At 70.2% G+C, this 24,973-nt stretch carries 16 protein-coding genes; 13 read left to right on the top strand and 3 right to left on the bottom strand.

Annotated elements, in window-relative coordinates:
- Positions 1-66: 66 nt before the first annotated feature.
- From QC180_RS21260 to QC180_RS21225, 8 genes are all read left to right on the top strand, one after another.
- Positions 67-3,570 (top strand): amino acid adenylation domain-containing protein, encoded by a 3,504-nt coding sequence (locus QC180_RS21260; RefSeq protein ID WP_278264557.1) that lies wholly within the window; start codon positions 67-69, stop codon positions 3,568-3,570.
- A 62-nt stretch (positions 3,571-3,632) separates the two neighbouring features.
- On the top strand, positions 3,633-9,992 hold the full coding sequence (locus QC180_RS21255; protein ID WP_278264556.1) for a non-ribosomal peptide synthetase: 6,360 nt from the start codon (positions 3,633-3,635) through the stop codon (positions 9,990-9,992).
- A gap of 28 nt (positions 9,993-10,020) precedes the next feature.
- Entirely contained in the window at positions 10,021-10,782 is a 762-nt protein-coding gene (locus tag QC180_RS21250; protein ID WP_278264555.1) for a thioesterase II family protein, read from the top strand.
- The gene (locus tag QC180_RS21245; protein WP_278264554.1) at positions 10,779-12,077 is read left to right on the top strand and encodes a beta-ketoacyl [acyl carrier protein] synthase domain-containing protein; all 1,299 of its coding nucleotides are present in this window, start codon (positions 10,779-10,781) and stop codon (positions 12,075-12,077) included. The genes QC180_RS21250 and QC180_RS21245 overlap by 4 nt, the downstream gene beginning before the upstream one ends.
- Positions 12,070-15,114 carry a nocobactin polyketide synthase NbtC gene (nbtC, locus tag QC180_RS21240; protein ID WP_278264553.1) on the top strand — a complete coding sequence of 1,015 codons (3,045 nt, stop codon included), beginning with the start codon at positions 12,070-12,072 and terminating at the stop codon, positions 15,112-15,114. Before QC180_RS21245 ends, nbtC begins: the two co-directional genes overlap by 8 nt.
- A 112-nt stretch (positions 15,115-15,226) precedes the next feature.
- Entirely contained in the window at positions 15,227-16,183 is a 957-nt protein-coding gene (locus QC180_RS21235) for an ATP-binding cassette domain-containing protein (protein ID WP_278264552.1), read from the top strand.
- A gap of 46 nt (positions 16,184-16,229) precedes the next feature.
- Positions 16,230-17,009 (top strand): ABC transporter permease, encoded by a 780-nt coding sequence (locus tag QC180_RS21230; protein ID WP_278264551.1) that lies wholly within the window; start codon positions 16,230-16,232, stop codon positions 17,007-17,009.
- Positions 17,006-17,770 carry an ABC transporter permease gene (locus tag QC180_RS21225; protein ID WP_278264550.1) on the top strand — a complete coding sequence of 255 codons (765 nt, stop codon included), beginning with the start codon at positions 17,006-17,008 and terminating at the stop codon, positions 17,768-17,770. The genes QC180_RS21230 and QC180_RS21225 overlap by 4 nt, the downstream gene beginning before the upstream one ends.
- 13 nt (positions 17,771-17,783) lie before the next feature.
- On the opposite strand, the gene QC180_RS21220 is transcribed toward QC180_RS21225, so the two are convergent.
- Positions 17,784-19,595, bottom strand: coding sequence for an ABC transporter ATP-binding protein (locus tag QC180_RS21220; RefSeq protein ID WP_278264549.1), 1,812 nt, complete (start codon positions 19,593-19,595; stop codon positions 17,784-17,786).
- An 80-nt stretch (positions 19,596-19,675) separates the two neighbouring features.
- Here QC180_RS21220 and QC180_RS21215 point away from each other — a divergent pair, with 80 nt between their 5' ends.
- Positions 19,676-20,080 carry a MarR family winged helix-turn-helix transcriptional regulator gene (locus tag QC180_RS21215; RefSeq protein ID WP_278264548.1) on the top strand — a complete coding sequence of 135 codons (405 nt, stop codon included), beginning with the start codon at positions 19,676-19,678 and terminating at the stop codon, positions 20,078-20,080.
- Between the two features lie 51 nt (positions 20,081-20,131).
- Here QC180_RS21215 and QC180_RS21210 read toward each other — a convergent pair whose 3' ends face one another.
- Together QC180_RS21210 and QC180_RS21205 are read right to left on the bottom strand one after the other, a co-directional pair.
- The gene (locus QC180_RS21210; RefSeq protein WP_278264547.1) at positions 20,132-21,112 is read right to left on the bottom strand and encodes an ABC transporter substrate-binding protein; all 981 of its coding nucleotides are present in this window, start codon (positions 21,110-21,112) and stop codon (positions 20,132-20,134) included.
- Positions 21,113-21,186: 74 nt separating this feature from the next.
- Complete coding sequence (locus QC180_RS21205; RefSeq protein ID WP_278264546.1) at positions 21,187-23,196, bottom strand: M13 family metallopeptidase; 2,010 nt, start codon at positions 23,194-23,196, stop codon at positions 21,187-21,189.
- 306 nt (positions 23,197-23,502) lie between these two features.
- Here QC180_RS21205 and rplN point away from each other — a divergent pair, with 306 nt between their 5' ends.
- Genes rplN through QC180_RS21185 form a run of 4 tightly spaced genes read left to right on the top strand, consistent with a single transcriptional unit; the run spans position 23,503 to position 24,946 of the window.
- Entirely contained in the window at positions 23,503-23,871 is a 369-nt protein-coding gene (gene rplN, locus QC180_RS21200) for a 50S ribosomal protein L14 (protein ID WP_043647623.1), read from the top strand.
- A gap of 2 nt (positions 23,872-23,873) precedes the next feature.
- Entirely contained in the window at positions 23,874-24,191 is a 318-nt protein-coding gene (rplX, locus tag QC180_RS21195) for a 50S ribosomal protein L24 (RefSeq protein ID WP_019045061.1), read from the top strand.
- A 1-nt stretch (position 24,192) separates the two neighbouring features.
- The gene (gene rplE, locus QC180_RS21190; protein ID WP_019045062.1) at positions 24,193-24,756 is read left to right on the top strand and encodes a 50S ribosomal protein L5; all 564 of its coding nucleotides are present in this window, start codon (positions 24,193-24,195) and stop codon (positions 24,754-24,756) included.
- A 4-nt stretch (positions 24,757-24,760) separates the two neighbouring features.
- Positions 24,761-24,946 (top strand): type Z 30S ribosomal protein S14, encoded by a 186-nt coding sequence (locus tag QC180_RS21185; RefSeq protein WP_014981705.1) that lies wholly within the window; start codon positions 24,761-24,763, stop codon positions 24,944-24,946.
- Positions 24,947-24,973 lie beyond the last annotated feature (27 nt).

Raw genomic sequence — 24,973 nt, 5'->3', positions numbered from 1 at the left:
CAGCAAGGTTAGGCAAGGCTTGCCTTGTGTCCCCGGGGGGACGGTTCTGGTTGATTGAGGAGTCAGATGTTCGGCAAGGCGGAAGTTCGCGAGCTCGTGGCGGCAGATCTCGGCATCGCCCCCGACAGCATCGGCTTCGACGACGACCTGGTCGGCCTGGGCATGCACTCCATGAAGCTCATGCACCTGTCCGCCAAGTGGCGTAAGCAGGGTTACGACCTGCGCAGCTCCAGCCTCGCGCTGCGGCCCACCATCAATGCCTGGGTCGAGCTGCTGGCCGCCGCGGGTGGGGCCGCCGAACCCGCGCCCGCCGTGACTGTGGCGCCCGATGTGGTCGGTGAGGAATTCGAGCTCGCCACCATGCAGCACGCCTACTGGGTCGGGCGGCGGCAGGGCCAGGCGCTCGGTGGCGTGGCCGCGCACCTCTACGTCGAATTCGACGGTGCTGGGCTCGAGCCCGAGCGGTTGCGGCGCGCGGTCGACGCGCTGCTGCGCCGCCACGACATGCTGCGCGCCCAGTTTTTGGACAGCGGCACCCAGCGCGTCCTGCCCCAGCCGCTGGTCCCGGTGTTCGCCAGCGTCGATCTCAGCGCCCGCGCCGACGCCGCCGAGGTACTCGAGCGCATCCGGCAGGACAAGAGCCACCAGCGCATGGATGTCGGCGCCGGACAGGTCGTCGACATCGCGGTGAGCACCCTGGCCGAGGGCCGCCACCGCCTGCACCTCGACGTCGACATGGTCGCCGCCGACGCCCAGAGTTACCGCCGCATCCTCGACGACCTGGCCAGCCTCTACGAGGCCGACGGCGGTGACACCCTGCCCGCGCTGGGCGTCACCTTCCGCCAGTATCTCGCGGCCAAGGCGGCCAACGCCGCCGACAACAGCGCCGACGCCGCCTGGTGGGCCGACAAGATCACCGACCTGCCCGACATCCCGTCGCTGCCGGTCGTGCCCGAGAACGAGCGCGCCGACGCCGCGCGCAGCATCCGCCTGCACCACTGGTTCGACGCCGAGAGCAAGGCCGCGCTGCACCGCAACGCGCACCGCAACGGTGTCACCCCGGCGGTCGCGCTGGCCACCGTCTTCGGGGAGGCCCTCGCGCGCTGGTCGGCCAAGCAGCGCTTCCTGCTCAACCTCCCGCTGTTCGCGCGCGAGCAACTGCACGACGACATCGACCAGGTGGTCGGCGACTTCACCAACTCCGTGCTGGTCGAGGTCGACGCGAGCGAGCGCGAGTCCACCGTGGCCCGCGCCAAGCGGTTGCAGCGCGAACTGCACACCTGCGCCGAGCATTCCGCCTACGAGGGTCTGGATGTGCTGCGCGACCTGGGCAAACTGCGCGGCGGACCGGTGACCCCGTCGGTGGTGTTCACCTCCGGCCTCGACCTCGGGGAGCTGTTCTCCGAGCGGGTCACCCGGGTGTTCGGTGAGCCGGTGTGGATCATCTCGCAGGGCCCGCAGGTCGATATCGACGCCCAGGTCGCCGAGCTCGGCGGTGGCCTGCTGGTGAACTGGGACATCCGTCGCGACGCGCTGCCCACAGGCGTGGCCGAGGCCATGTTCGCCGAGTTCCGGCGCATCGTGGACCGGCTCGTCGCGGCCGACGCCGACTGGTCCGCCGACCTCACCATCGACCTGCCCGCAGCCCAGCTCGCCGTGCGCGCCGAAGCCAACAACACCGCCGCCGATCTGGGCGCGCGCACCCTGCACGCCGCCTTCTTCGCGCGCGCCGCGCAGCGCCCCGACCGCACCGCGCTGCGCTGGCGTGCCGGTGGTTCGGCCAGCTACGGCGAACTCGCCGCTCAGGCGCTGTCGGTCGCCCACGCTCTCGCCGAAGCCGGTGTGCGTCAGGGCGATACGGTCGCCGTGATCGTGCCGAAGGGCCACCGCCAGATCCCCGCAGTGCTCGGCATCCTCGCCGCCGGTGCCACCTACCTGCCCATCGCCACCGACCAGCCCGCCGCCCGCCGCGACCGCATTCTGGCGCGCGGGAATGTGCGCGTCGCGCTGGTGGACGGCCTCTCCACGGTCACCGAGCAGTCCGACGCCGCCCTGCCCGGCGAGGTGCGCGCCGTCGAGCTGACCGACGCACTGGCCGGTCCCGCGCTGGCCGCCCCCGTCGTCGGCGCCCCCGACGACCTCGCCTACGTCCTGTTCACCTCCGGTTCCACCGGTGAACCCAAGGGCGTGGAGGTGAGTCATCGCGCCGCCGCCAACACCATCGACGCCATCGACACCCGGTTCGGCGTCGGCGAGCACGACAGCGCGATCGGCCTGTCGGCGCTGGGCTTCGACCTGTCGGTCTACGACATCTTCTCCCCGCTGGCCCGGGGCGGCGCGCTGGTCTGCGTGGACACCGAGACCGAGCGCGACGCGCAAGCCTGGTCCGAGCTGATCGCCGAGACCGGTGTCACCGTGGTGAACGCCGCGCCCGGCCTGATCACCATGCTGCTCGAACTGGGCACCGCCGAGCAGCTGCGCACCGTGCGCCTGGTGCTCACCGGCGGCGACCGGGTCCGCACCGACCTCGCCCAGCGGCTGCGCGCGCTGGTGCCCGGCCTGCGCTTCGTGGGCCTCGGCGGCACCACCGAGACGGCCATCCACTCCACCGTCTGCGAGGTCACCGACGACTTCCCCGCCGAATGGGACAACGTCCCCTACGGCACCCCGCTGGCCAATGTGGCGCTGCGCGTGGTGAATCAGCGCGGCGAGGACTGCCCGGACTGGGTGCTCGGTGAACTGTGGATCGGCGGCGCGAGCGTGGCCGACGGCTACCGGGGCGACCCGGAACGCACCGCCGACCGCTTCGTCGAGCGCGACGGCGTGCGCTGGTACCGCACCGGCGACCTGGCCCGCTACCTGCCCGACGGCACCGTCGACTTCCTGGGCCGCGCCGATCACCAGGTGAAGATCCGGGGCTACCGCGTGGAACTCGGTGAGATCGAGTCCGCGCTCACCGCCCTGCCCGAGATCACCGAGGCCGTCGCCCTGATCACCGACTCCGGCCGCCTCGCCGCCGCCGTCACCACCGCTGTTGGAGCCGAGGCCGCGGATTCGGGTCCGGGACTCACCGCCGGTTCGCTCACCGCGGCGACGGTGCTGGAGCGGCTGAGCGAAGCCCTGCCGCCGTACATGATTCCCGACGCGCTGGAAGTCCTCGATCGCATCCCGTTGACCACCAACGGCAAACTCGACCGTGCCGCCATCCGCAAGCGCCTGGCCGCCGACGGTGACGCGGTGAGCGCCTACGTCGCCCCGGCCAACGAACTCGAGGCCGCGCTGGCCTATATCGCCGCCCAGGTGCTCGACACCGACCGGATCGGCGTGGAGACCGACTTCTTCGATGTCGGCGGCAACTCCATCCTGGCCACCACCCTCACCGCCAAGGTGCGCGGCCTGCTCGCCGTCGACGGTTTCGGCGTGGCCGCGGTGCTCGACGGCCGCACCGTCCGCCGCATCGCCGAGGGCCTGCTCGCCGCCGAACCCGTGCCCGCCCGCCTGCTCCAGGTGGCGCGCATCCTGTGCGAACTGGCCGAGATCGACCTGCCGGAACCGGTACTCACTCGCTGAGCACCTGCCCACGGGCACCGCTTGTACCGAACCACCGCAGTACGAAGATTGGTTAGACCGAGATGCGATCCCTGGAAGACCTGCAAGCCGCAATGCGTGCCCGCCTTGCGCAGGAGGGCCTGGACACCACCCCCGAGGTGGCCCGGCGCCGGGACCCCGCTCGCGCCGCCCTCTCCTTCGGTCAGCGGTATGTCTGGGCACACCAGCAGATCTCGCCCGACAGCAGCGCCTACAACCTGTGCCTGGCGCTGACCTTCACCGGTCACGTCGACGACACCGCCCTGCGCCGCGCCTTCACCGCGCTGCCGCGCCGCCACGAGGTACTGCGCACCACCTACCACAACGACGACCAGGGCAACCCCTACCAGCGCGTCCACGACGAGCTGCCGCCCCGGATCACCGAGCTGGACTTCACCGACCGTCCGCGTCCCGAGGCCGACGCCGCGCTGGCCGAGCTGGTCGCGGCGGCCGCGCACGACACCTTCGACCTGTCGGCCGAGTCCTCGCTGCGGCTGAGCTTCGTGCGCCTGGACGCCACCACCATGGTGGTGGTGCTGGTCATCCAGCACATCGCCTGGGACGGCATGACCCTGCCCGCGCTCTCGCGCGATGTGGAGCGCTTCTACAGCCAGGCGCTCACCGGTGAGATCACCGCCGAACCGCTGGCCCTGCAGGTCGCCGACTTCGCCGAATGGGAACAGGACCGCTTCGCCGAGACCGATCACAGTGCCACCGAACAGTTCTGGGCCGGACAGTTCGACGGTGAGGTCCCCGAACTCGCGCTGCCCTACAACCGCAGGCCCGCCGTGGTCTCCGAGGCGGGGGTGCGGCTGGACCGGTTGCTGGGCACCGAGGCCGACGCGAACCTGCGCGCGCTGTCGGCCCAGCTGCGGGTGACCCCGTTCCAGGTGTTCCTGGCCGCCTACTACGTGGCGCTGCGTCAGCTCACCGGCCAGTCCGACATCGTGGTCGGTACCACCGTCGCCAATCGCGAAGAGTCCGGCATGGACCAGCTGATCGGCAACCTCAGCAATATGCTGCCGCTGCGCTTCACCGGGCAGGTCGACACCTTCGCCGACCTGGTCGAGCACGTGCGCGCCGTCACCACGGAAGCCTTCCGGCACAAGCACTTCCCGGCCGAGGCCGTGGTGCGCGCGGTGAACAAGGCCACCGGCAATATCGGCTCGCGCCTGTTCGACACCATGGTGCTGTTCCTGCACCAGAAGATCGACGGCCCCCAGCTGCCCGGCGCGCGCACCACCTGGCAGCTCGCCGACCACGGCGCCTCGCTGCTGCCCATCGCGGTCGAGGCGTTCATGCACGCCGACCGCGTCGACGTCCAGATCACCTACCGCACCGACCTTTTCGACGAGTCGACCATCGTGCGCCTACACGAGTACATCGACCAGGTCCTCGCCGCCGCCACCGCGCCGCGCCCGCTCACCGAGCTGCTCACGCTCTCCGCGCGCGACCGCGCGGCCCTGGACACCTGGTCGCGCGGCGGCCGGGTACGCGTCCAGCGCGACACCGTCGACGCCATGATCCGCCACTCCGCGGCCACCTACCCCGAGCGCACCGCCGTGGTCTTCGGCGATATCGAGCTCGACTACGCCGAATTCGATTCCCGCGTCAACAGATTCGCGCGCCTGCTCCTCGCGCGCGGTGTCCGATCCGGTGACCGGGTGGGGATCTTCGCCGAGCGCAGCGAGCACCTGCCGGTGCTGTTCGCCGCCGTGCTGCGCGCGGGCGCGGTCTACGTGCCGGTGGACCCCAGCTACCCCGCCGACCGCATCGAATTCATGCTCGCCGACGCCGAGCCCGCCCTGCTGGTGCGCGCGGTGACGGGGGAGCGCGACCGCGATCTCGGCACACTGCCGGTCCCGGTGATCGACGTGCACACCGACGAGACCCGTTCCGCGCTGGCCGCTTTCGACGATTCCGCGATCGCGCCCGCCCGCCCGATTCACCCCCTCGACGCCGCCTACCTGCTCTACACCTCCGGCACCACCGGCCGCCCCAAGGGCGTGGTGATCAACCACCGGGCCGTGGCCAACCACGTGCAGTGGATGCGCGATTTCCTCGGCTTCGGTGGCAGCGCCGACGCGAGCGGTGAGCTGCCCGACCCCGTCGGCACGCGAGGCAAGCTCGGGCAGACCGTGCCGGAGACGGCCGAACGCATTCTCCAGAAGGCACCCATCGGCTTCGATGTGTCGGTGTTCGAGCTGGTCAACGCGCTGTGCACGGGCTCGGCGACGGTGCTGCCGCCGCCGGAATGGTGGCAGGCCGATGTGGAGGCGCTGGCCGCCATCATCGAACGGCACCGGATCACCCAGATCTCGCTGGTGCCCAGCGTGGTGCGCGCCTTCCTCGATGCCGGGCCCGACCCGGCGCGGTTGCGGTCCATGCGCTTCGTCTACCTCGGTGGCGAGGCCGTCCCGCCGCCGCTGGTGGAGGAGGCCAGCCGGGTCTTCGGTGGCACGGTGCTCGGCCTGTACGGCCCCACCGAGGGCGCCATGGACATCACCCACGAGGACTTCTCCGGCGCGCTGGCCGACCCGGCGGCCTTCCGCTCGGCGCTGATCGGCCTGCCGGAGTGGAACTCCGATGTGCACGTGCTCGACGAGCAGCTGCGCCGGGTGCCCACCGGGGTCACCGGCGAGCTCTACCTCGGCGGCATCCAGCTCGCCCAGGGCTACCACCGTCGCCCCGGTCTGAGCGCGGGTACCTTCGTGGCCTGCCCCTTCGCCGACGAGCCCGGCGCGCGCATGTACCGCACCGGCGACATCGTGCGCTGGCACCCCAGCGGCAGCTTGGAATACCTGGGCCGCGTCGACGACCAGGTCAAGATTCGCGGCCACCGTATCGAACTCGGCGAAGTCGGCACCGTGCTGCGGCAGGTGCCCGGCATCGCCGCGGCGGTCGCCGTCGCCGTGCCGCGCGGCGCCGAATCCGTGCTGGTGGCCTACTACGTGGCCGAGCCCGAATCGGCACTGGCCAGCGGTAACGCCGAGGAACACGCCGGTGTCATCCGCGCTCAGCTCTCGCAGCTGCTGCCCGACTACATGATCCCGTCCGCCCTGGTCCGGCTGACGGAACTGCCGCTCACCGCCAATGGCAAGCTCGACCGCAAGGCGCTGCCGCAGCCCGATCTCGGCGGTGAGTCCGGCAACGGTCGCGCGCTGCGCGGTGACGCGGAGACCGCTGTCGCCGACGTCATCCGGCAGGTTCTCGGTATCGACAACGCCCTGGCCGCCGACGACGACTTCCTCGCCCTGGGCGGCGACTCCATCAGCGCCATCCGCATGGCCTCGGCGTTGAAGAAGCGCGGCCTGCTCATCACCACCAGCACCCTGTTCGAGGCCCGCACCGTCGCCGCCATCGCCGCCGCGACCACCCCCCTCGACGAGGCGGCGGGCCCGACGCTCATCGAATCCGGCGACGGCACCGGATGGATTCCCTTGCAGCCCATCGCCACCCTGCTCACCACCGGCTCGTCGGACTACAACGCCTACTCCCAGGCCACCGCCGTGGTCACCCCCGCCGACGCCACCCTCGACCGCATCACCGCCGCTGTCCACCACCTCATCGACCGCCACTCCCTGCTGCGCGCGTCCCTGGCGCCGAACAGTGATGGTGTGCTGGGATACCTCGTGCCGGAGTCCGGCCAGCCCCTGCTCACCAGTGCGGGAGGCGCGTCGACGGCAGCGGACCCCGGCACACCTGTGCGCCGCGCCGCCGTCACCGGTGCGGGTGCCGTCGGCCGCGCGGGTGTCAATGTCGGCCGCGTGGTCGAGTCCGGGTACGTCGACTCGGATACTGCTGTTCAGCAGGGTGATTCGGACGACGTCACCGCCATCGGGTACCCAGCGGTGGCCGAAGTGCTGGTCCCGCGGGCCGAATGGGTCACCTCCGCGGGCGATCTGCTCCAGCGGCTACTGCGGGACATCGCCGAATCCTTGGACCCCGCCACGGGCCGGATGGTCGGCGCGGTCTGGCTACGCACCGACGACAACTCCGCCGGACGCCTGCTGCTGGTCGCCCACCATCTCGTGGTCGACGGCGTCTCCTGGCGCATCCTGCACGACGACCTACGCCAATACTGGGACGGCGCCGCCGATCTCGACACGGCGGGCACCTCCGTGCAGGCGTGGAACACCAACCTCGCCGCCCTCGCGCAGTCTCCGGAGATCACCGCGACCCTGCCCACCTGGCAGGCCGTGGCCGAAGCCGCCGACCCGCTGCTGGGCGCGCGTGCCTACGACCCCGCCCTCGACACGGTGGCGACGGTCGCCGAGGTCACCGCCGAACTGGATGCCGACGACACCCAGTTCCTCATGACCACCGCCGCCCAAGCCTTCCGCTGCGACTTCCTCGACATCCAGGTCGCCGCCCTGGCCGTGGCCGCCCACCGCTTCCGCCGCGATCGCGGTCGCGACGACGCCACCCTGTCGGTCACCATGGAACGCCATGGCCGCGTCGACGACCTGTTCGCCGGTGCCGACCTGGCCAACACGGTCGGCTGGTTCACCACCGCCTACCCGATGGCACTCGACATCAGCGGCGGCCGTGCGGAATTCGAGCCCGAGATGGTCCGCGCGGTGCAAGCCGTGAAGGAGCAGGTGCTCGCGGTGCCCGACGGCGGTATCGCCTGGGGGCTGCTGCGCTGGCTGAACCCGGATACCCGTGCCGCGCTGGAAAGCACTGCCGCACCGCAGATCAGCTTCAACTACATGGGCCGCTTCGCCCTGGCGAGCGCCCAGGACGCCAGCACCTGGGACGCCGCACCGGAATTCGGCTACCTCGGCGGCCACGCCGACCCCGCCATGCCCGCCCCGGCCGTGCTCGACATCAATACCGTCGCCCTGGTCGAGACCGGCGAACAGCCCGCCCTGCGCGCCTCGTTCCGCTATCCGACCGGTGTGCTCGGCGACGCCGAGGTCGGCGAGTTCGCGGCGCTGTGGACGGCCGCCCTGCGCGAGCTGGCCAAGACGGTCCGGGAGGACCCGCGGGCCCGCCTCACCCCCAGCGATGTGCTGGCCAGCGAGGTCTCCCAGCTCGACCTGGACCGCTGGCAGAAGCAGTACGGCCGATTCGCCGACGTCTACCCGCTGGCCCCGCTCCAGGCCGGGCTCTACTTCACCGCCCTGAGCACCGCGGGCCGTGACGCCTACACCGTGCAGACCACCATCACCGTGCGCGGCGCACTCGACGTCACCCGGCTGACCGACTCGCTGAACACCGTGTTCAACCGCTACCCGAACCTGCGCATCGCGGTGTCGGTCTCGCAGTCCGGCCAGCCCTACGCGATCGTGGCCGAGCGGATGGACTTCCAGGTCGACGAGATCGCCTTGGCCGCCGACGAACTCGAGAGTTTCCTCGACGCCGACCAGGCGAAGCCCTTCGACCTCGCGCGCGGCCCACTCATGCGCGCCACGGTGGTGCACCTGCCCGAGGACCAGCACATGCTGGTGCTCGCCTCGCACCACATCCTCACCGACGGCTGGTCCGGTCAGCTGCTGCCGCGCGAGATCTTCGCCGACTACGCCGACAACGGCACCGAACCCCTCGGCGACCCCGGCACTTTCGCGGAGTTCCTGCGCCACACCCGCGCCACCGAGGCCGCCACCGAAGCCGCCTGGACCGAGTACCTGGCCGACGTGCGCCCCTGCCTGGTCGCCCCCGACCGCGCCACCGGCGGCTCGGAAGTGCCGGTGCAGCACCGGTTCCCGATCGAGCCGGAGCTGGCCGACGCGCTCACCGAGCGCGCCGCCGAACTGGGCACCACCTTCAGCGCGCTGTGCCAGCTCGCCTGGGGCAGTGTGCTGCGCTGGGTCACCGGCGAGGAGTCGGCGGTCTTCGGCGAGGTGGTCTCGGGTCGTCCGGCCGACCTCGACGACGTCGACACCGCCATCGGCTGCTTCGTCAACACCGTGCCCGTCGCCATCGACCTCGACGCGGGCCGCACTTGGCGCGAGACCGTCACCGAGACGCAGCGGCGGCGGATGGCACTGCTCGAGCACCACCAGCTGCGCCTCACCACAGCCAACAAGGCCACGGGCGCGCGCAAGCTCTTCGACAGCATGTTCGTGTTCCAGTCCTACCCGTCCGGCCGCGACGAGCTGGTCCGCCTGCTCGGTGCCCGCGAGCTCGACCTGGTGGACTTCGCCGGGCGCGGAGCCACCGACAACGCGCTGATGGTCATGGTCTTCCCCGCGGATCTGCTGTTCCCGGGCGAACCGTGGCAGGTGGTCGTGTTCTACGCCGAGGACTGCTTCGACGCGGGCGACGCCGAGATCATCGAAACCGCTTTCACCAACACCCTGCGCGCGCTCGCGGGCGATCTCGACCGCCGCATCGGCGCGACGGAGATCCTCGGCGACGACGACGCGGCCATGTTGGCGATGAGACGAATGTGGCAGTGACCGCCGCACTAGCTAGGAGAAACAGGTAATGGCAGGCTCACCCGGCTGGCTCCGCAAGTTCCATCGACCGCGCACCGCGGGCGCTCCACCACTGGTGATCTGCCCGCACGCGGGCGGCGGCGCGTCCAGCTACCGGCCCTTCTCGAAGGCCCTGTCCGAGAACTTCGACGTGGTGCTGTTGCAGTACCCCGGCCGACAGGATCGGGCCGCCGAACCGGCCAAGGGCAGCATCGCCGAACTCGCGCGCGGCGCCTTCGACGAATACGCCCGCACGCCGTTCGCCGCGACCGGCGCCCCGCTGACCGTCTTCGGACACAGCATGGGCACCATGGTGGCCTTCGAGTTCACCCGGCTGGCCGAGGCCGCCGGGCTCCCGGTGCGGCTGCTGGGCGTGTCCGGCGCGGTCGCGCCCTGGCAGGTCGCCGACATGCCCAACCACCCCACCGACGACGACGAGCTGCTCGAGCACATGGCGGGCCTGGAGGGCACCGGCGCCGACGTGCTCGGCAACCGCGACCTCATGCGCATGGCCCTGCCCGCGCTCAAGGCCGACTACGCCGCCTTCGACGCCTACGTCTGCGGCAAGGACGTCACCGTCGGCGCGCCGATCCTGGCGCTGGGCGGCAGCGACGACGAGTTCGTCTCCATCGGTGACCTGTACTCCTGGCAGCAGCACACCGAGCACCCCCTGGAGGTGAGCATGTTCGACGGCGGGCACTTCTACCTGCACGATCACGTCGGCGACATCGCCGAACTGCTGGGCACCGGCCTGACGGTGGGTACCCGATGAGCGAGCACGATCCGATCGTCGTCAGCGGGATGGCCGTGGAGGCCCCCGGCGGGGTCGAGACCCTCAGCGGCTACTGGACGGCCCTGGCCGAATCCCGCGATCTGCTTGGGCCGTTCCCGCGCGATCGCGGGTGGCCGCTGGCGCGGATGTTCGCCGCCGGTCGCCAGGAGGGCTGGAGCCCGGTCCGCGATTCCGGTGGTTTCCTCGACAAGGCGGCGCAGTTCGATCCCGGCTACTTCGGGATCAGCCCGCGCGAGGCCGTCGCCATGGACCCGCAGCAGCGCGTCGCCATGCGGGTGGCCTGGCGGGCACTGGAGAACGCGGGCATCAACCCCGGCAGCCTCGACGGGGCCGAGGTGGGCTGCTTCATGGGCGCCTCGCACACCGACTACGGCCCGCACGGCGCCGAGGTCAACGAGCACACCGGCTACCGCGCGACCGGCAGCGCCTACGGCGCCATCTCGGGCCGCATCTCGCACGGGCTCGGCCTGGTCGGCCCGACCATGACCGTCGACGCCGCCTGCGCGTCCTCGATCGCGGCGGTGCACCTGGCCGCCTCGGCCATCCGCGCGGGCGACTGCGAGTGGGCGCTGGCCGGTGGCGTGTGCGTGCTCGGCTCGCCCGCGGGCTTCTTCGAGTTCTCCAAGGCCAACGCGCTGTCCACCGACGGCCAGTGCAAGCCCTACTCCGCCGACGCCACCGGCACCCTCTGGGGTGAGGGCGCTGGCGTGATCGTGCTCGAACGGCGTTCGCGCGCCGAGGAACTGGGCCACCGGATCTACGGCGAGCTGCTGGCCACCCGGGTCAACCACAACGGCAAGGGCGCCCCGATCGCGGTGCCCAGCACCGACGCCCAGGAACAGCTCATGCGAAAGACCGTGGCGGCGGCCGGAATTCCGGCCGAGGCGATCGGGATGATCGAAGGCCACGGCACCGGGACCGCCGTGGGTGACCCGCTGGAACTCTCGGCGCTGCAACGGGTCTACGGCGCTGGCAGCCCGCTGCTGGGTTCGGTGAAGTCCAACCTCGGCCACGCCCAGGCGGCCGCGGGCCTGCTCGGCCTGATCAAGGTGCTGCTCAGCGGCCTGCACGGGCAGATCGCGCCCACCCGCCACACCGACAACCCCACCACGAAGGTGGACTGGGACGCCTCGACGCTGCGCCTGGCCCAGGAACTGCAGGACTGGGCGCCCGTCGACGGTGTCCGCTACGGCGCGGTGTCCTCCTTCGGCGTCGCCGGAACCAACGCACACGCCATCGTGGCGATGCCCGCCCAAGAGGTGACCCATGTCTGACCATCGTCTGCCCGACGGCACCATCCCGGTGCTGCTGTCCTCCGACACCGACGACTCACTGCGCCGCGAGGGCGCCGCCGTGCTGGCCTACTGCGAGCAGCACCCCGACCTCGGCCCCGCCCCGGTCGCCGACATGCTGCTGCGCACCCGCGTCGCGCGCAGGCACCGCGCCCTGATCATGGTCACCGACCGCGCCGACCTGCTCGCCGCGCTGCGCGCCGTCGCCGAGGGCACCTCGCATCCGAAGCTCGTGCGCGGCACGGCGATTCCGCGCAAGATCGGCTACGTCTACCCCGGCCAGGGCAGCCAGCGTCCCGGCATGGGACGGATGCTCTACCAGCACTCGGCCGCCTTCCGCGCCGCCGTCGACGAGGCCGAGGCCGTCTTCCAGGACCTTTACGACATCTCCCCGCTGGCCTACCTGCTGCACGAGGACGGCGAGCTCGAAGACGACGTACGCATCGTGCAGCCCGCGCTGTTCATGCAGATGATCGGCCTGTCGGCCATGTGGCGCGCGGTCGGGGTGACCCCCACCGCCACCGTCGGCCACTCCCAGGGCGAGATCGCCGCCGCCGTGGTCTCCGGGCTGATCCCGCTGGCCGACGGCGTGCGCGTGGTGACCATCCGCGCCCAGCTGGTCGGCACCGTCAGCCAGGAGGCCGGGATCGCCGGTGCCTACTCCATGGCCGTGCTCGGCGTCGACCGCGACCAGTGCGAGGCGCTGCTGGCGCGAAACTCCGGCTGGGCCGAGCTGTCGGTGGTGAACTCCGCGCACATCCTGGCCATCTCCGGCGAGCGGGCCATGATCACCGAAACCGTCGACACCCTCACCGGGATGGGCGTTTTCGCCAAGGAGATCAAGGTCGCCTACCCCGCGCACACCTCCATCGTCAGCAAGTTCCGCGACATCCTGTGCGGCAGCATGGTCGGCCAGCTCGACCGCCCGGTCTTCGCCGAGACGGCGGTACCGAGTTTCGGTGGCGCACTGGGCAAGGCCATCACCCCCGACCTGCCCACCGGCGACTACTGGTACTGGAACCTGCGCAACCGCGTGCGCTTCGACCTCGCCATCGCGGCCGCCGCCGAACACGGTGTCGACACGCTGCTCGAGATCGCCGACCACCCCACCCTCATGCTGGCGGTGCAGGAGAACCTGGCCACTCTCGCCCCCCAGCGCGACTACCTGGTCACCGGTACCTCCCGCCGCACCGCCACCGACCTGGCCGAGTTCACCCGCAGCATCGCCCAGATCGCGGTGAGCAACACCGATTTCGACTGGGACGGCCTGCTGGTCGACGGACCCCGCACCACCCGGCTGCCGCTGTTCGACTTCCCGAACACCCAGACCAACGACAAGCACCTGTGGGCCCCGCACGACTACACCGGCAAGACGGCTCAGCTGCCCGCCGAACCAGAGCCCGTCGCGGTGCCGCGCATCACCGAGCAGTGGGTGCACCTGCCGCGCCGCAGCCTGGTGCCGCCGCGCGCGCTGGCCGTGGTCGACGTCGCGGGCACCCACGGTGAGCTGGTCGAGGCGCTGCGCGCAGGTGCGCCCCGGCACGGCGCGACCATCGTCGACCACGAACACGGAACCAGCAGCGCCGGAACGGTCTACGACACCATCGCCGTCCTGTTGCCCGCCGTGGAAGACGGCGTCGACACGGCCGTCACGGAGCTGGCCGCGTTCCTCGGCGAGCGCTCGTGGCTGCCCGACACCACCGGGGTCAAGGACATCTGGCTGGTCACCGTCGGCGGCGAACAGGTCGTCGACGGTGATCTCCCCGGTCTGTTCCCGGCTGCCGCGCAGGCTGGATTCCGTTGCCTGGCCGCCGAATACCCCGGCGTCGCCTTCCGGCATCTCGACCTGCCCGCCGACGTGGGTGACCGGGCCAAGCTCATCCTCGGCGCGGTGCACACCGCGGGCGAGCCCGAACTGGCTGTGCGCGAATCGAACTGGTACGGCAAGCGCCTCGTCGCCGACGAGTCGGTGGTGAGCGGGCTGTCCGACGCCGACCTCGGTGAAGTCGTGATCGTCGGCGGCACCGGCAAACTCGGCCTCGACTTCTGCGCCGAATTCGCGCGCGCGGGCGCCGGGCGGATCACCCTGATCAGCCGTTCCGGCGGCTCGGCCGACGCGCTGGCCAGGATCGCCGAGATCGCGGCGGGGGGCACCCAGGTACGGGTGCTCACCGCCGATGTCACAGATCCCGACGCGGTGCGCGCGCTGGCCGCCGAACTCGGCGAGGTCGACCTGCTGGTGCACGCCGCCGTCGACTACGCGGCCTCGGCCGAACCCTCGCCCGAGTCCATCCGCGCGGCCGCCGCGCCCAAGATCGTGGCCCTGGACCACCTGGTCACCCTGCTGCCGCGCGGTCCGCGCGGGCGGGTGCTGCTGTGCTCGTCGCTGTCGGCCACCGTCGGCGGTCGCGGACACGCGGTGTACTCGGCGGTCAACCGCATGCTCGACGCCGCCGCCGCACGCTACCGCGCCGAGGGCATCGCGGCCAGCTCGGTCCAGTGGGGACTGTGGCGGGCCGTCGGCGCCGACCAGGACGACGCGCTGGCCGCCATCAGCGGCACCGGGCTGCGGGCCATGGACCCCGCCGGGGCCGTCGCCGCGGGCATCACCACCGTGGCCGAGAACGTCATCGTGGTGGCGGCGGACTGGCCGCGCGTCACCGAGGTGTTCACCGCCTTCGGGCTGGGCGCGCTGTTCGCGGACCTGAAGGTGCCCGAGTCGGTGGTCGAGGTCACCCCGGAACCGGTGGTCGTCGCCGCCCCGGTCGCCGAAACCCCCACGCCCACCGCCGAAGTCGACACCGCCGAGCGGGTCCGCTTCGCCCTGCGTGAGGTGATGGGCCTGGACGCCACCGAGCCGATCGACGGTGCCGTGCCGCTGGTCGCGCTCGGCCTGGACTCGCTGCAAGCTCTCGACCTGCGTAAGCGCGTCGAGAACGAATTGCGGCTGGAACTGCCGGTCACCGCCATCATGGGCGGCGCGTCGTTGGACGAGGTGGTCGGATTGCTGCGGGCATGAGGTGGGTCGCCCACCGATACGGCCATTAGGTTAGCGTTACCAAAGTCACGAGGGGGCTCGGTGTCTCGGTGACGCACAGGACTCTCGCTACCATCACGATCGGAGAACAGCGTTGACATCGAGTACGGCGATTGCCGTCGAAGGCGTCGAGAAGTCGTTCGGTGAGGTGAAGGCCCTGCGGGGCATCAGCTTCCAAGCCCCCGCGGGCAGCGTGCTCGGCGTGCTCGGCCCCAACGGCGCGGGCAAGACCACCACGGTCTCGGTGCTGTCCACCCTGGTGCGGCCGGACGCGGGCCGCGCCACCGTGGCCGGATACGACGTGGTCACCCAGGCCGACGAGGTGCGCGCCTCGATCATGCTCACCGGCCAGTACGCCGCGCTCGACGAAATGCTCACCGCCCGTGAGAATCTCGTGCTCTTCGGACGCCTCATGGGGCTGGGGCGCAAGCCCGCCAAGGCCAAGGCCGACGAACTGCTCGAGCGCTTCGACCTGGTGGCCGCGGCCGATCGGCGGGTCGGGCAGTACTCCGGCGGTATGCGCAGGCGCATCGACATCGCCTGCGGGCTGGTGCGGCAGCCGCAGGTCGTCTTCCTCGACGAGCCCACCACCGGCCTGGACCCGGTGAGCAGGCAGAGCCTGTGGACGCTGGTGCGCGAACTCAAGGACCAGGGCGTCACCATCCTGCTCACCACCCAGTACCTCGAGGAGGCCGACGTCCTGTCCGACAACATCATCGTCGTCGACAAGGGCACGGTCATCGCCGAGGGCACCGCCGATCAGCTCAAGGCCCGCGCGGGCGCCAGCTACTGCGAGGTGGTCCCGGTGGCCGCCGGTGATGTGCCCGCGCTGGTCTCCGCGCTGAGCGGCCTCGGCGAGACCACCGTGCCCGAGTCCGCCGACCGCGTCTCGCTGCCCGCCCCCGACGGCGCGGCCACCCTCACCGCCGCCCTGGACCGGGTCAACGCCGCCGGGATCGAGCTCATCGACATCGCGCTGCGCAGGCCCTCGCTGGACGAGGTGTTCATCCAGCTCACCACACCGTCCGACGACAAGGCGCCCGTCGCATGAGCGGGCAGCGGGGAACGGCGGTCCACGTCCGTCGGGAGGTGTGCGCATGACGACGGTGAATCCGCCCGGTCCGGTACGGGTTCCACCTGTCGAACAGTGGAGTGCGCTGAGCGAGCGCGGAATTCGCGCGGCCGTGCGCGAGGGTGACCTGGTGCTCGGGTTCGCCTCGCCGCTGGTCTTCTTCATCTGTTTCTATGTGCCGCTGCGCAAGTCGATGGAAGGCGCCGGGATCGACTACGCGCAGTACCTGCTGCCGCTGATCCTGGTGCAGTCGATGTTCTTCACCTCCATGTTCGCCGCCGACCGTGCCGCGCGCGAGGTCTCCGGCGGCATGGGCACCCGGCTGCGCGCGCTGCCGGTGCGCTCGTGGGTGCCGCCGCTGGCGCGGATGTCGGCCAATCTCGTGCGCGCCCTGTCGGCGCTGATCGGCGCGCTGGTGATCGGCACGCTGTTCGGTTTCCGGTTCCACGGGCTGGTGCCCGCGCTGGTGTTCGTCGGGCTCACGCTCGCCTTCGGCGCGGCGCTGGTGATCGCCTCCGACGCGCTCGGGACCGTCACCGGGAATCCGGAACTCGGCGCGACGGTGCTGTTCGTGCCGCAGCTGCTGCTGGTGATGGTGTCCACCGGATTCGTGCCCGCCGAGGGTTTCCCCGGCTGGATCCAGCCGTTCGTGCGCAACCAGCCGGTCTCCCAGGTGGCCGGTGCGCTGCGCGGCCTGTCCGAGGGGCGCTATCCCGCGGAACTGACGGTGTCGGCGATCTGGATCGCCGCCATGCTGATCGGCGGCGCGGTGCTGGCCGTTCTGGTGGAAAGGAAGCGCCGGTGACCACGCTGATCGATCAGAGTCTGGCCGAGACGGGCCGTCTGGTGCGCCGCTGGAGCCGTCAGCACGAGGTGCTCACCAGCACCCTGGTGCTGCCGGTGCTCCTGCTGCTGATGTTCCAGCTCGTGCTCTCGCGCACCCTCGAGATGGGCGGCGGCGACGAACCGATCTACGGCTTCGTCCCGATGATCGCCGTCGCCGGGACCATGTATGGCGCCATGGGCACCGGGCAGTCGCTGTTCGGCGAACGCGAGAGCGGGCTGCTGCGCCGGCTCTGGGTGCTGCCCATCCACCGCAGCGCGGGCCTGCTCGGCAGGCTGCTGGCCGAATGCCTGCGCGCGCTGGCCGCGACCATCGTCGTCGTCCTGGTCGGCGTGCTGCTCGGCCTGCGTTTCGAGGCCGGTCTGCTCGGCATCCTGGGCGTGCTGGCCGTGCCGGTGATCGTCATCATCGGCTTCACCCCGCTGGTGGTCATGGTGGGCGTCAGCAAGATCGGCGGCCAGGTCGTCCAGATCTTCGCCATCGTCGTGCTGGTCGGCATGTTCTTCAACTCCGGCTTCGTCGCCGTCGACAACTACCCCGGCTGGCTCCAGCCCCTCGTCGAATACCAACCCATGAGCTGCGCCATCGACACCATGCGAGCCTTCCTCCTCGGCGGCCCCATAGCCACCCCCCTCCTCCAAACCATCGCCTGGTCGATCGGCGGCCTGGCGATCTTCGGCGGCCTCGCCATCCGCGGCTACCGCAAGGCAGCCCAGAGCTGATCGCGCGGTCTCCCTATGCCGCGGCGACTTCGGTGACGCCGTGCAGTCGGGAGTAGCGCCCACCGCCGTCCACCAGTGTGGTGTGGTCGCCGAGTTCGGCGATGTGGCCGTGGTGGAGGACGGCGATCTGGGTGGCGTCGCGGATGGTGCTCAGGCGGTGGGCGATGGTGATGACGGTGCGGCCCTGGGCGACGACGTCGATGGCGGCCTGGACGGCGCGTTCGGTTTCGGTGTCCAGGGCGCTGGTCGCCTCGTCGAGGACCAGGACGCGGGGGTCGCGCAGGAGGGTGCGGGCCAGGGCGATGCGCTGTTTCTCGCCGCCGGAGAAGCGGTGGCCGCGGGCGCCGACCACGGTGTCGTAGCCCTGGGGGAGCGAGGTGATCAGGTCGTGGATCCGGGCGGCGCGGGCCGCGCGTTCGATCTCGGCGTCGGTGGCGGTGGGCGCGGCGTAGCGCAGATTCTCGCGGATGCTGGTGTGCAGCAGGTAGGACTCCTGCGACACCACGCCCACGATGCGGGCGAGGGTGCCCAGTTCCAGATCGCGCACGTCGACACCGTCGATGGTCACCCGGCCCCGGGTCGGGTCGTGCAGACGCGCGACCAGGGAGGCGAGAGTGGTCTTGCCGGAACCGGTTTCGCCGACGAGCGCCAGCGTCGTCCCGGGTGGTACCACCAGCGAGATGTCGTCGAGCACGTCGGGACCCTCGGGGTCGTAGCGGAAGCCGACGTCCTCGAAACGCACCTCGCCCACCACCTCGCGTGGGTCGAGGCGCACCGGTCGCGCGGGTTCGTCGATCTCGACCGGCAGGTCCAGGTAGCCGAAGATCCGGCTGAACAACGCCATCGAACTGGTGATCTCGACACCCACATTGAGCAGGCTCATCAGCGGCCGGAACAGCCCGGACTGCAGGCTGGTGAAGGCCACCAGCGTGCCGATCGTCATGCCGCCGCTGGTGGCGGGAAAGCCCGCGGCGAGGTAGATCAGGGCGGGGATGGCCGCGAAGAGAATGCTCATCGTCGCCATCCGCCAGCGGCCCGCGAGCTGGGAGCGCACCTCGAGCCCGACCAGGTCGCCGGAGGTCGTGGCGAAGTGCTCGTTGGCCATGGGCCCGGTGCCGAGGGTCTTGCCCAGCAGCACGCCGCTCACCGACAGCCCTTCCTCGACCTGACCGTGCAGGTCGGCCAGCCGACGTTGCCGCTGCGCGGTGATCTCTCGACGCAACAGCGCCACGCGACGGGTCAGCCAGATCGCGGGCGGCAGCACCACCAGCGACAGCAGCGACAGCCGCCACGACAGCACCGCCATCGCCACCGCGATACCCACCACGGTGGTGACATTGCTGGCGATCGAGGTCGCCGTGCTGGTGACCACCGACTGCATGCCGCCGACATCGTTGATCAGCCGCGACTGCACCTCACCGCCGCGGGTGCGGGTGAAGAACGCCAGCGACTGCCGTTGCAGATGCCCGAACACGTCGGTGCGCAGCGCGTGCATGACGCGCTGCCCGACGGTGGTGGAGATGAGCGTCTGGGCGACGCCGAGCACCGCGGTGAGCACGGTGACGGCGAGAATGCCGCCCACCGCCCACAGCAGCAGGGTGATGTCCTGCTGGGGCAGCGCGTCGTCGATCACCAGGCGCAGCAGGAACGGCGAGGCCAGGCTGATCGTCGAGGCCGCCACGATCAGGCCGGTGAGCAGGGCGAGCTGGAGCCGATACGGCGCGAAGAGCGCGGCGACGCGGCGCAGGGAGACCGGGGACTCGCGCAGCTGGGCGCGGTCGGCCGGATCGGTGCGGCGGGTGCGGCCGCGGGGAGTGTCTTCCATGTGCAACCCCCTCCGGGTTGTGCTGTAATGCTGAGGTTACCTCACTATCTGGTAGTGGAAACACATCGAGAGGCCGGTTTATGCCCGACAACGAGAGCGACCTGCTCATGCAGGTCGCCAGGACGCTGCGCCGACGCTGGTCAGCGGCCTACGCCCCGCTGGGCCTCACCCCGCACCAGGCCCGCGCGCTCCGGGTGGCCGGGGAGCACGACGGGCTGCGCTTGTCGGCGATCGCCGAGGCATTGCGGATCAGTCCACGCTCGGCCACCGAGGTGATCGACGCGTTGCAGCAGGCCGGTCTCGTCACCCGCGAACCCGACCCCACCGACCGCCGCGCCGTCCTCGTGACGGTGACCGACCACGGCAGCCGGACCCTCACCACCCTGTCCGAGGCCAGAACACGCGAAGCCGACGAATTCTTCGCACGCCTGAACGACCAGGAGCGCGCGAACCTGCGCGAGATCCTCGCCAAACTCGCCCCCTGACCTCAGCGCGGATCGGCGACCCGAGGCGGCGACGCGTGCCCTCGACCAGGGCTATTTCGCGGCGGCGGCGAAGTAGGGGTCGAGCTTGTCGAGGATGTAGGGGACCGAGAGGGCGGTGGGCTGGTTGACGGCGCTGATCTCCTGGGTGGTCAGGAAGACGACGGCGCCCTTCTTGACAGCGGGCAGATCGCTGAAGCCGGGGAGTTGGCGGTATTTCTCGTCCATGCCCGCGGAGTAACCGGCGAGCAGGAGGTCGGCGCCGAGTTCGTCGACGCGTTCGGGGGACAGCGCCAGGCGGCCCTGGTTGGAGGGCTGGGCGGTGAGGTTGGCGGGGATGGTCATGCCGAGTTGGGTGAACAGCTGGGCGGAGCCGTCGTTCGGGTCGGTGAGGACCATGAGCTGCGATGGGCTGGCCAGCCAGGTGCTGGCGAAGGTCTTGCCCTGCAGGCCGGGGTTGGCGGTGCCGATGGCGGCGATCTTGTCGTCGACGGACTTGATCACCGCCGCCGCGTCGTCCTCCTTGCGCAACACCTTGCCCAGCGCGGTGACCTGGTCCTGCCAGGGCGCGACGGCGTCCTTGGTCAGCGCGGGCAAGGTCGGCGCCAGCTTGGACAGCTCGTCGTAGGTCTTCTGATCGGCGATGAACGGGTCGACCAGGATCAGATCCGGTTCCAGCGCGGCCACCTGCTCGGCGACATTGCCCGTGGTGCTGAGCGCCTTGGCCGACTTCAGGCTCTCCGGTTCCCACGGCGGGGTGGTCTTGGAGACCGCGGCGACATTGTCGATGTAGCCGATGGGCACCACGCCCAGCGCGAGCGTGGTGTCGAGCCACTGGTTGCCCAGCGCGACGATCTTGTCGGGTGTGCCGGTGACGGTGGTCTCGCCCTTGGAGTGGGTGATGGTCACCGGCTCGCCGCCCCCGGCGGTGTCGTCGTCGGTGGCACCACAGGCGGCCAAACCGAGGACGAGCGCGCTGGCCAGCGCCGCCACCGCCCCGCGCCGCCACCCGCGCGAAATCCGAACAGTGGTCATCGAACACCCTCCATAGACCCGGGTACCGTAGGTCAGCAAAGGCTAACCTACAGCTACGGTCGTGGCGGGCAGTTCTACAACGTGACGCGCTGGTCCTGCGCCAGGAACAGCTTGTCGCCGTCCTTCACCTCGAAGGTCGAGTAGAACTCGGCGATATTGCGGACCACCTGATTGCAGCGGAACTCGTTGGGGGAGTGCGTGTCCTGCAGACCCTGCAGCGTCGCCTCCTCGGTCTGCTTGTCGCGCCACTGGCGCGCCCAGGAGAAGAACATGCTCTGGTAGTCGGGCTCGACCCCGGTGCGCTCGGCGACCTTGCGGTAGGCGGCGAGCGCGATCTGCAGACCGCGCAGATCGGCCAGGTTCTCGCCCACGGTGAGCGCGCCGTTCACATGCTGGCCTTCGGGCGCGCCCTCCGGGACGAGCACGTCGTACTGCTCGATGATCTGCTGGGTCTTGGCCTCGAAGGCGGCCCGGTCCTCGGGCGTCCACCAGTCGCGGCGGTTGCCGTCACCGTCGTACTTGGAGCCCTGGTCGTCGAAGCCGTGGCCGATCTCGTGACCGATGGTCGAGCCGACCGCGCCGTAGTTGACCGCGTCCTGGGCGTCCTTGTCGAAGAACGGCGGCTGCAGGTAGGCGGCGGGGAAGACGATCTGGTTGGTGGTCGGGCTGTAGTAGGCGTTCACCGTCTGCGGCGACATGCTCCACTCCGACTTGTCCACCTCGGTCCCCAGCCGGGCGAACGCGCGCCGCGACTCGAAGGTGTTGATCGCCAGCAGCGACTCGATGAGTCTGCCGCGGGTGATCTTCACCGAGGAGTAGTCGACCCACTTGTCGGGGTAGCCGATCTGGGCCACGATCTTGTCCAGCTTGGCGATCGAGGCCTCGCGGGTGGGCTGCGACATCCAGCTCGAGTTGGTGAAATTGTCGTGGTAGGCGGCGCGCAGGTCGGCGACCATCGCCAGCGCGCGTTCCTTGGCCGCGGGCGGGAAGTGCTTGTCCACGTAGAGCTTTCCCAGCGGTTCGCCGAGATTGTCGTCGACCACGCCCACCGCCGAGCGCCACATCTCCGGCTTCTCGGTCAGCCCGCTGAGCACCCGGCCCACGAAATCGAAGCGCGCGTCGGCGATGGCCTTGGGCAGGAAGCGCGCGTAGTTCTCGGCCACCTGCACCTTGAGGTAGTCGCGCCAGATCGCGATGTCGACCTCGGCCCACAACTGCGCGGCCGCGGTGATGAAGGAGGGCTGGCCCACCACCATCTTGTCGAACAGCGACTTGGGGCGGTCGGTCATCCCGGCCAGCCACGGGTCCCAGTCGAACTGCGGGCCGAGCTGGGTCAGCTCCTGCCAGCTCATCAGGTTGTAGGTGGCGTCGGTGTTGCGCAGGCGCACGCTGTCCCAGTGCCCGGCGGCGATACGCTTCTCCAGGTCGACGGTGCGCTGGGCGACACCGACCGGGTCGGCCAGGCCCAGACCGGCGGCCAGTTTCTCGAGATAGGTCTGGTACCCGGCGAGCTGGGCCGCGAACTCGGGCTTGCGGTAGTACTGCTCGCCCAGCGTCAGCCCGGACTGGCTGACGCTGGGGATATAGGCCTTGGAATTCTTGCGGTCGATGCCGATGCCCATCCCGATCAGCCCGGCGATCGGCGCCTCGGCCATCACCCTGGCCAGCTCGGGCTTGCCCGGCGCCTTGTCGATGGCCTCGAACAGTCCGGCCAGTGGGGTGATCCCGAGACGCTCGATCTCGTCGAGGTCAAGGCGCGCGTCGTAGAGATCCTTGATCTGCTGGGCCTCGGACCCCTGCTCGGGATCGCTGATGCCCTCGATGATCGCGCGCAGCTGATCGAGCGTGCGGTCGTTGGCGTCGGTGATCGCGCCGACCGAGGCCTTGTCCGGCGGCAGCTGGTAGTCGCGCAGCCAGGCGCCGTTGACGTGGCGGTACAGGTCGTCCTGCGGGCGGATCGTCAGATCGCCGCCACCCATGTCCACACCGGTGAGCCGGACTGTGGGATCGTCGGTGGCGCACGAGGCCAGCGTCGCCGCCACGGGCACCAGCCCCATGGCGATCAGGAATGCGCGGCGATCCATTGTCACAGGATTGTCCTTCCCCGATGCGGCACCCGCACCCGTGCTCGTTGCGATCCAGCTCGCACAGGCTACCGGCGCGCGGGCCACACGGTGGGGTCGTCGCGGCAGCCGACCCCCGATTTGGGACGACCTGGGCTTTCCCCTACACTAGACCGGTTGCCTGCGGGAGCTCTGCGCCCGCGATCCGGCAGTGAACCCCCAGTGGTCGGTATTCCCGCTGGCAGGCGCGCGTCCGGTGGTGACTGACCATGTGCGTCGGGTCGGCAATCCGGCGTACGTATACATCCAGGTCCAGGAGGTGCTGAAGTGATTCAGCAGGAGTCGCGACTGCGCGTCGCCGACAACACCGGGGCGAAGGAAATCCTTTGCATCCGCGTGCTCGGTGGCTCGTCGCGTCGCTATGCCGGTATCGGTGACATCATCGTCGCCACCGTCAAGGACGCCATCCCCGGCGCGAACGTCAAGAAGGGCGACGTCGTCAAGGCTGTCGTCGTGCGCACCGTCAAGGAGCGCCGCCGTCCGGACGGTTCCTACATCAAGTTCGACGAGAACGCGGCCGTGCTGATCAAGCCGGACAACGATCCTCGCGGCACCCGCATCTTCGGCCCGGTCGGCCGTGAGCTGCGCGACAAGCGCTTCATGAAGATCGTTTCGCTGGCCCCGGAGGTGCTCTGACCATGAAGGTGCACAAGGGTGACACCGTCCTCGTCATCTCGGGCAAGGACAAGGGCGCCAAGGGCAAGGTCATCCAGGCCTACCCGGCGACCGGCAAGGTTCTCGTCGAAGGCGTGAACCGCATCAAGAAGCACGTCGCGGACTCCGCGAACCAGCGTGGCGCGTCCTCGGGTGGCATCGTGACCCAGGAAGCCCCCATCCAGGTTTCCAACGTGATGGTCGTCGATTCCGACGGTAACCCGACCCGCGTCGGCTACCGCACCGACGAAGAGACCGGCAAGCGGGTTCGGATCTCCCGTAAGAACGGGAAGGACATCTGACATGACCACCTCTGAGCAGACTCAGCCCCGGCTGAAGGCGCGCTACCGCGCCGAGATCAAGGACGCGCTGAACAGCGAGTTCGAGTACGCCAACGTGATGCAGATCCCGGGCGTCGTCAAGGTCGTCGTGAACATGGGTGTCGGTGACGCCGCCCGTGACGCGAAGCTGATCAACGGTGCCATCAAGGACCTCGAGCTGATCACCGGTCAGAAGCCGGAGGTCCGCAAGGCCACCAAGTCGATCGCGCAGTTCAAGCTCCGTGAGGGCATGCCGATCGGTGCCAAGGTCACCCTCCGTGGCGACCGCATGTGGGAGTTCCTGGACCGCCTGGTCTCCATCGCGCTGCCGCGTATCCGCGACTTCCGCGGTCTGTCGCCGAAGCAGTTCGACGGCAACGGCAACTACACGTTCGGCCTGAGCGAGCAGTCGATGTTCCACGAGATCGACGTGGATTCCATCGACCGCCCGCGCGGTATGGACATCACCGTGGTGACCACTGCGACCAACAACGAAGAAGGCCGTGCGCTGCTCAAGCACCTCGGCTTCCCGTTCAAGGAGAACTGAGCACATGGCCAAGAAAGCACTGGTCAACAAGGCCAACGCCAAGCCGAAGTTCGCGGTCCGCGCCTACACCCGCTGCCAGCGTTGCGGCCGCCCCCACGCGGTCTACCGCAAGTTCGGCCTGTGCCGCGTGTGCCTGCGCGAAATGGCCCACCGCGGCGAGCTCCCGGGCGTGCACAAGAGCTCCTGGTGAGCCCACGCTCCTCGTGAGCGTTGCCAC

The sequence above is a fragment of the Nocardia anocheti genome, assembly GCF_029675105.1.
Lineage (GTDB): Bacteria > Actinomycetota > Actinomycetes > Mycobacteriales > Mycobacteriaceae > Nocardia.
This window is presented reverse-complemented; position numbering and strand designations above follow the sequence as displayed.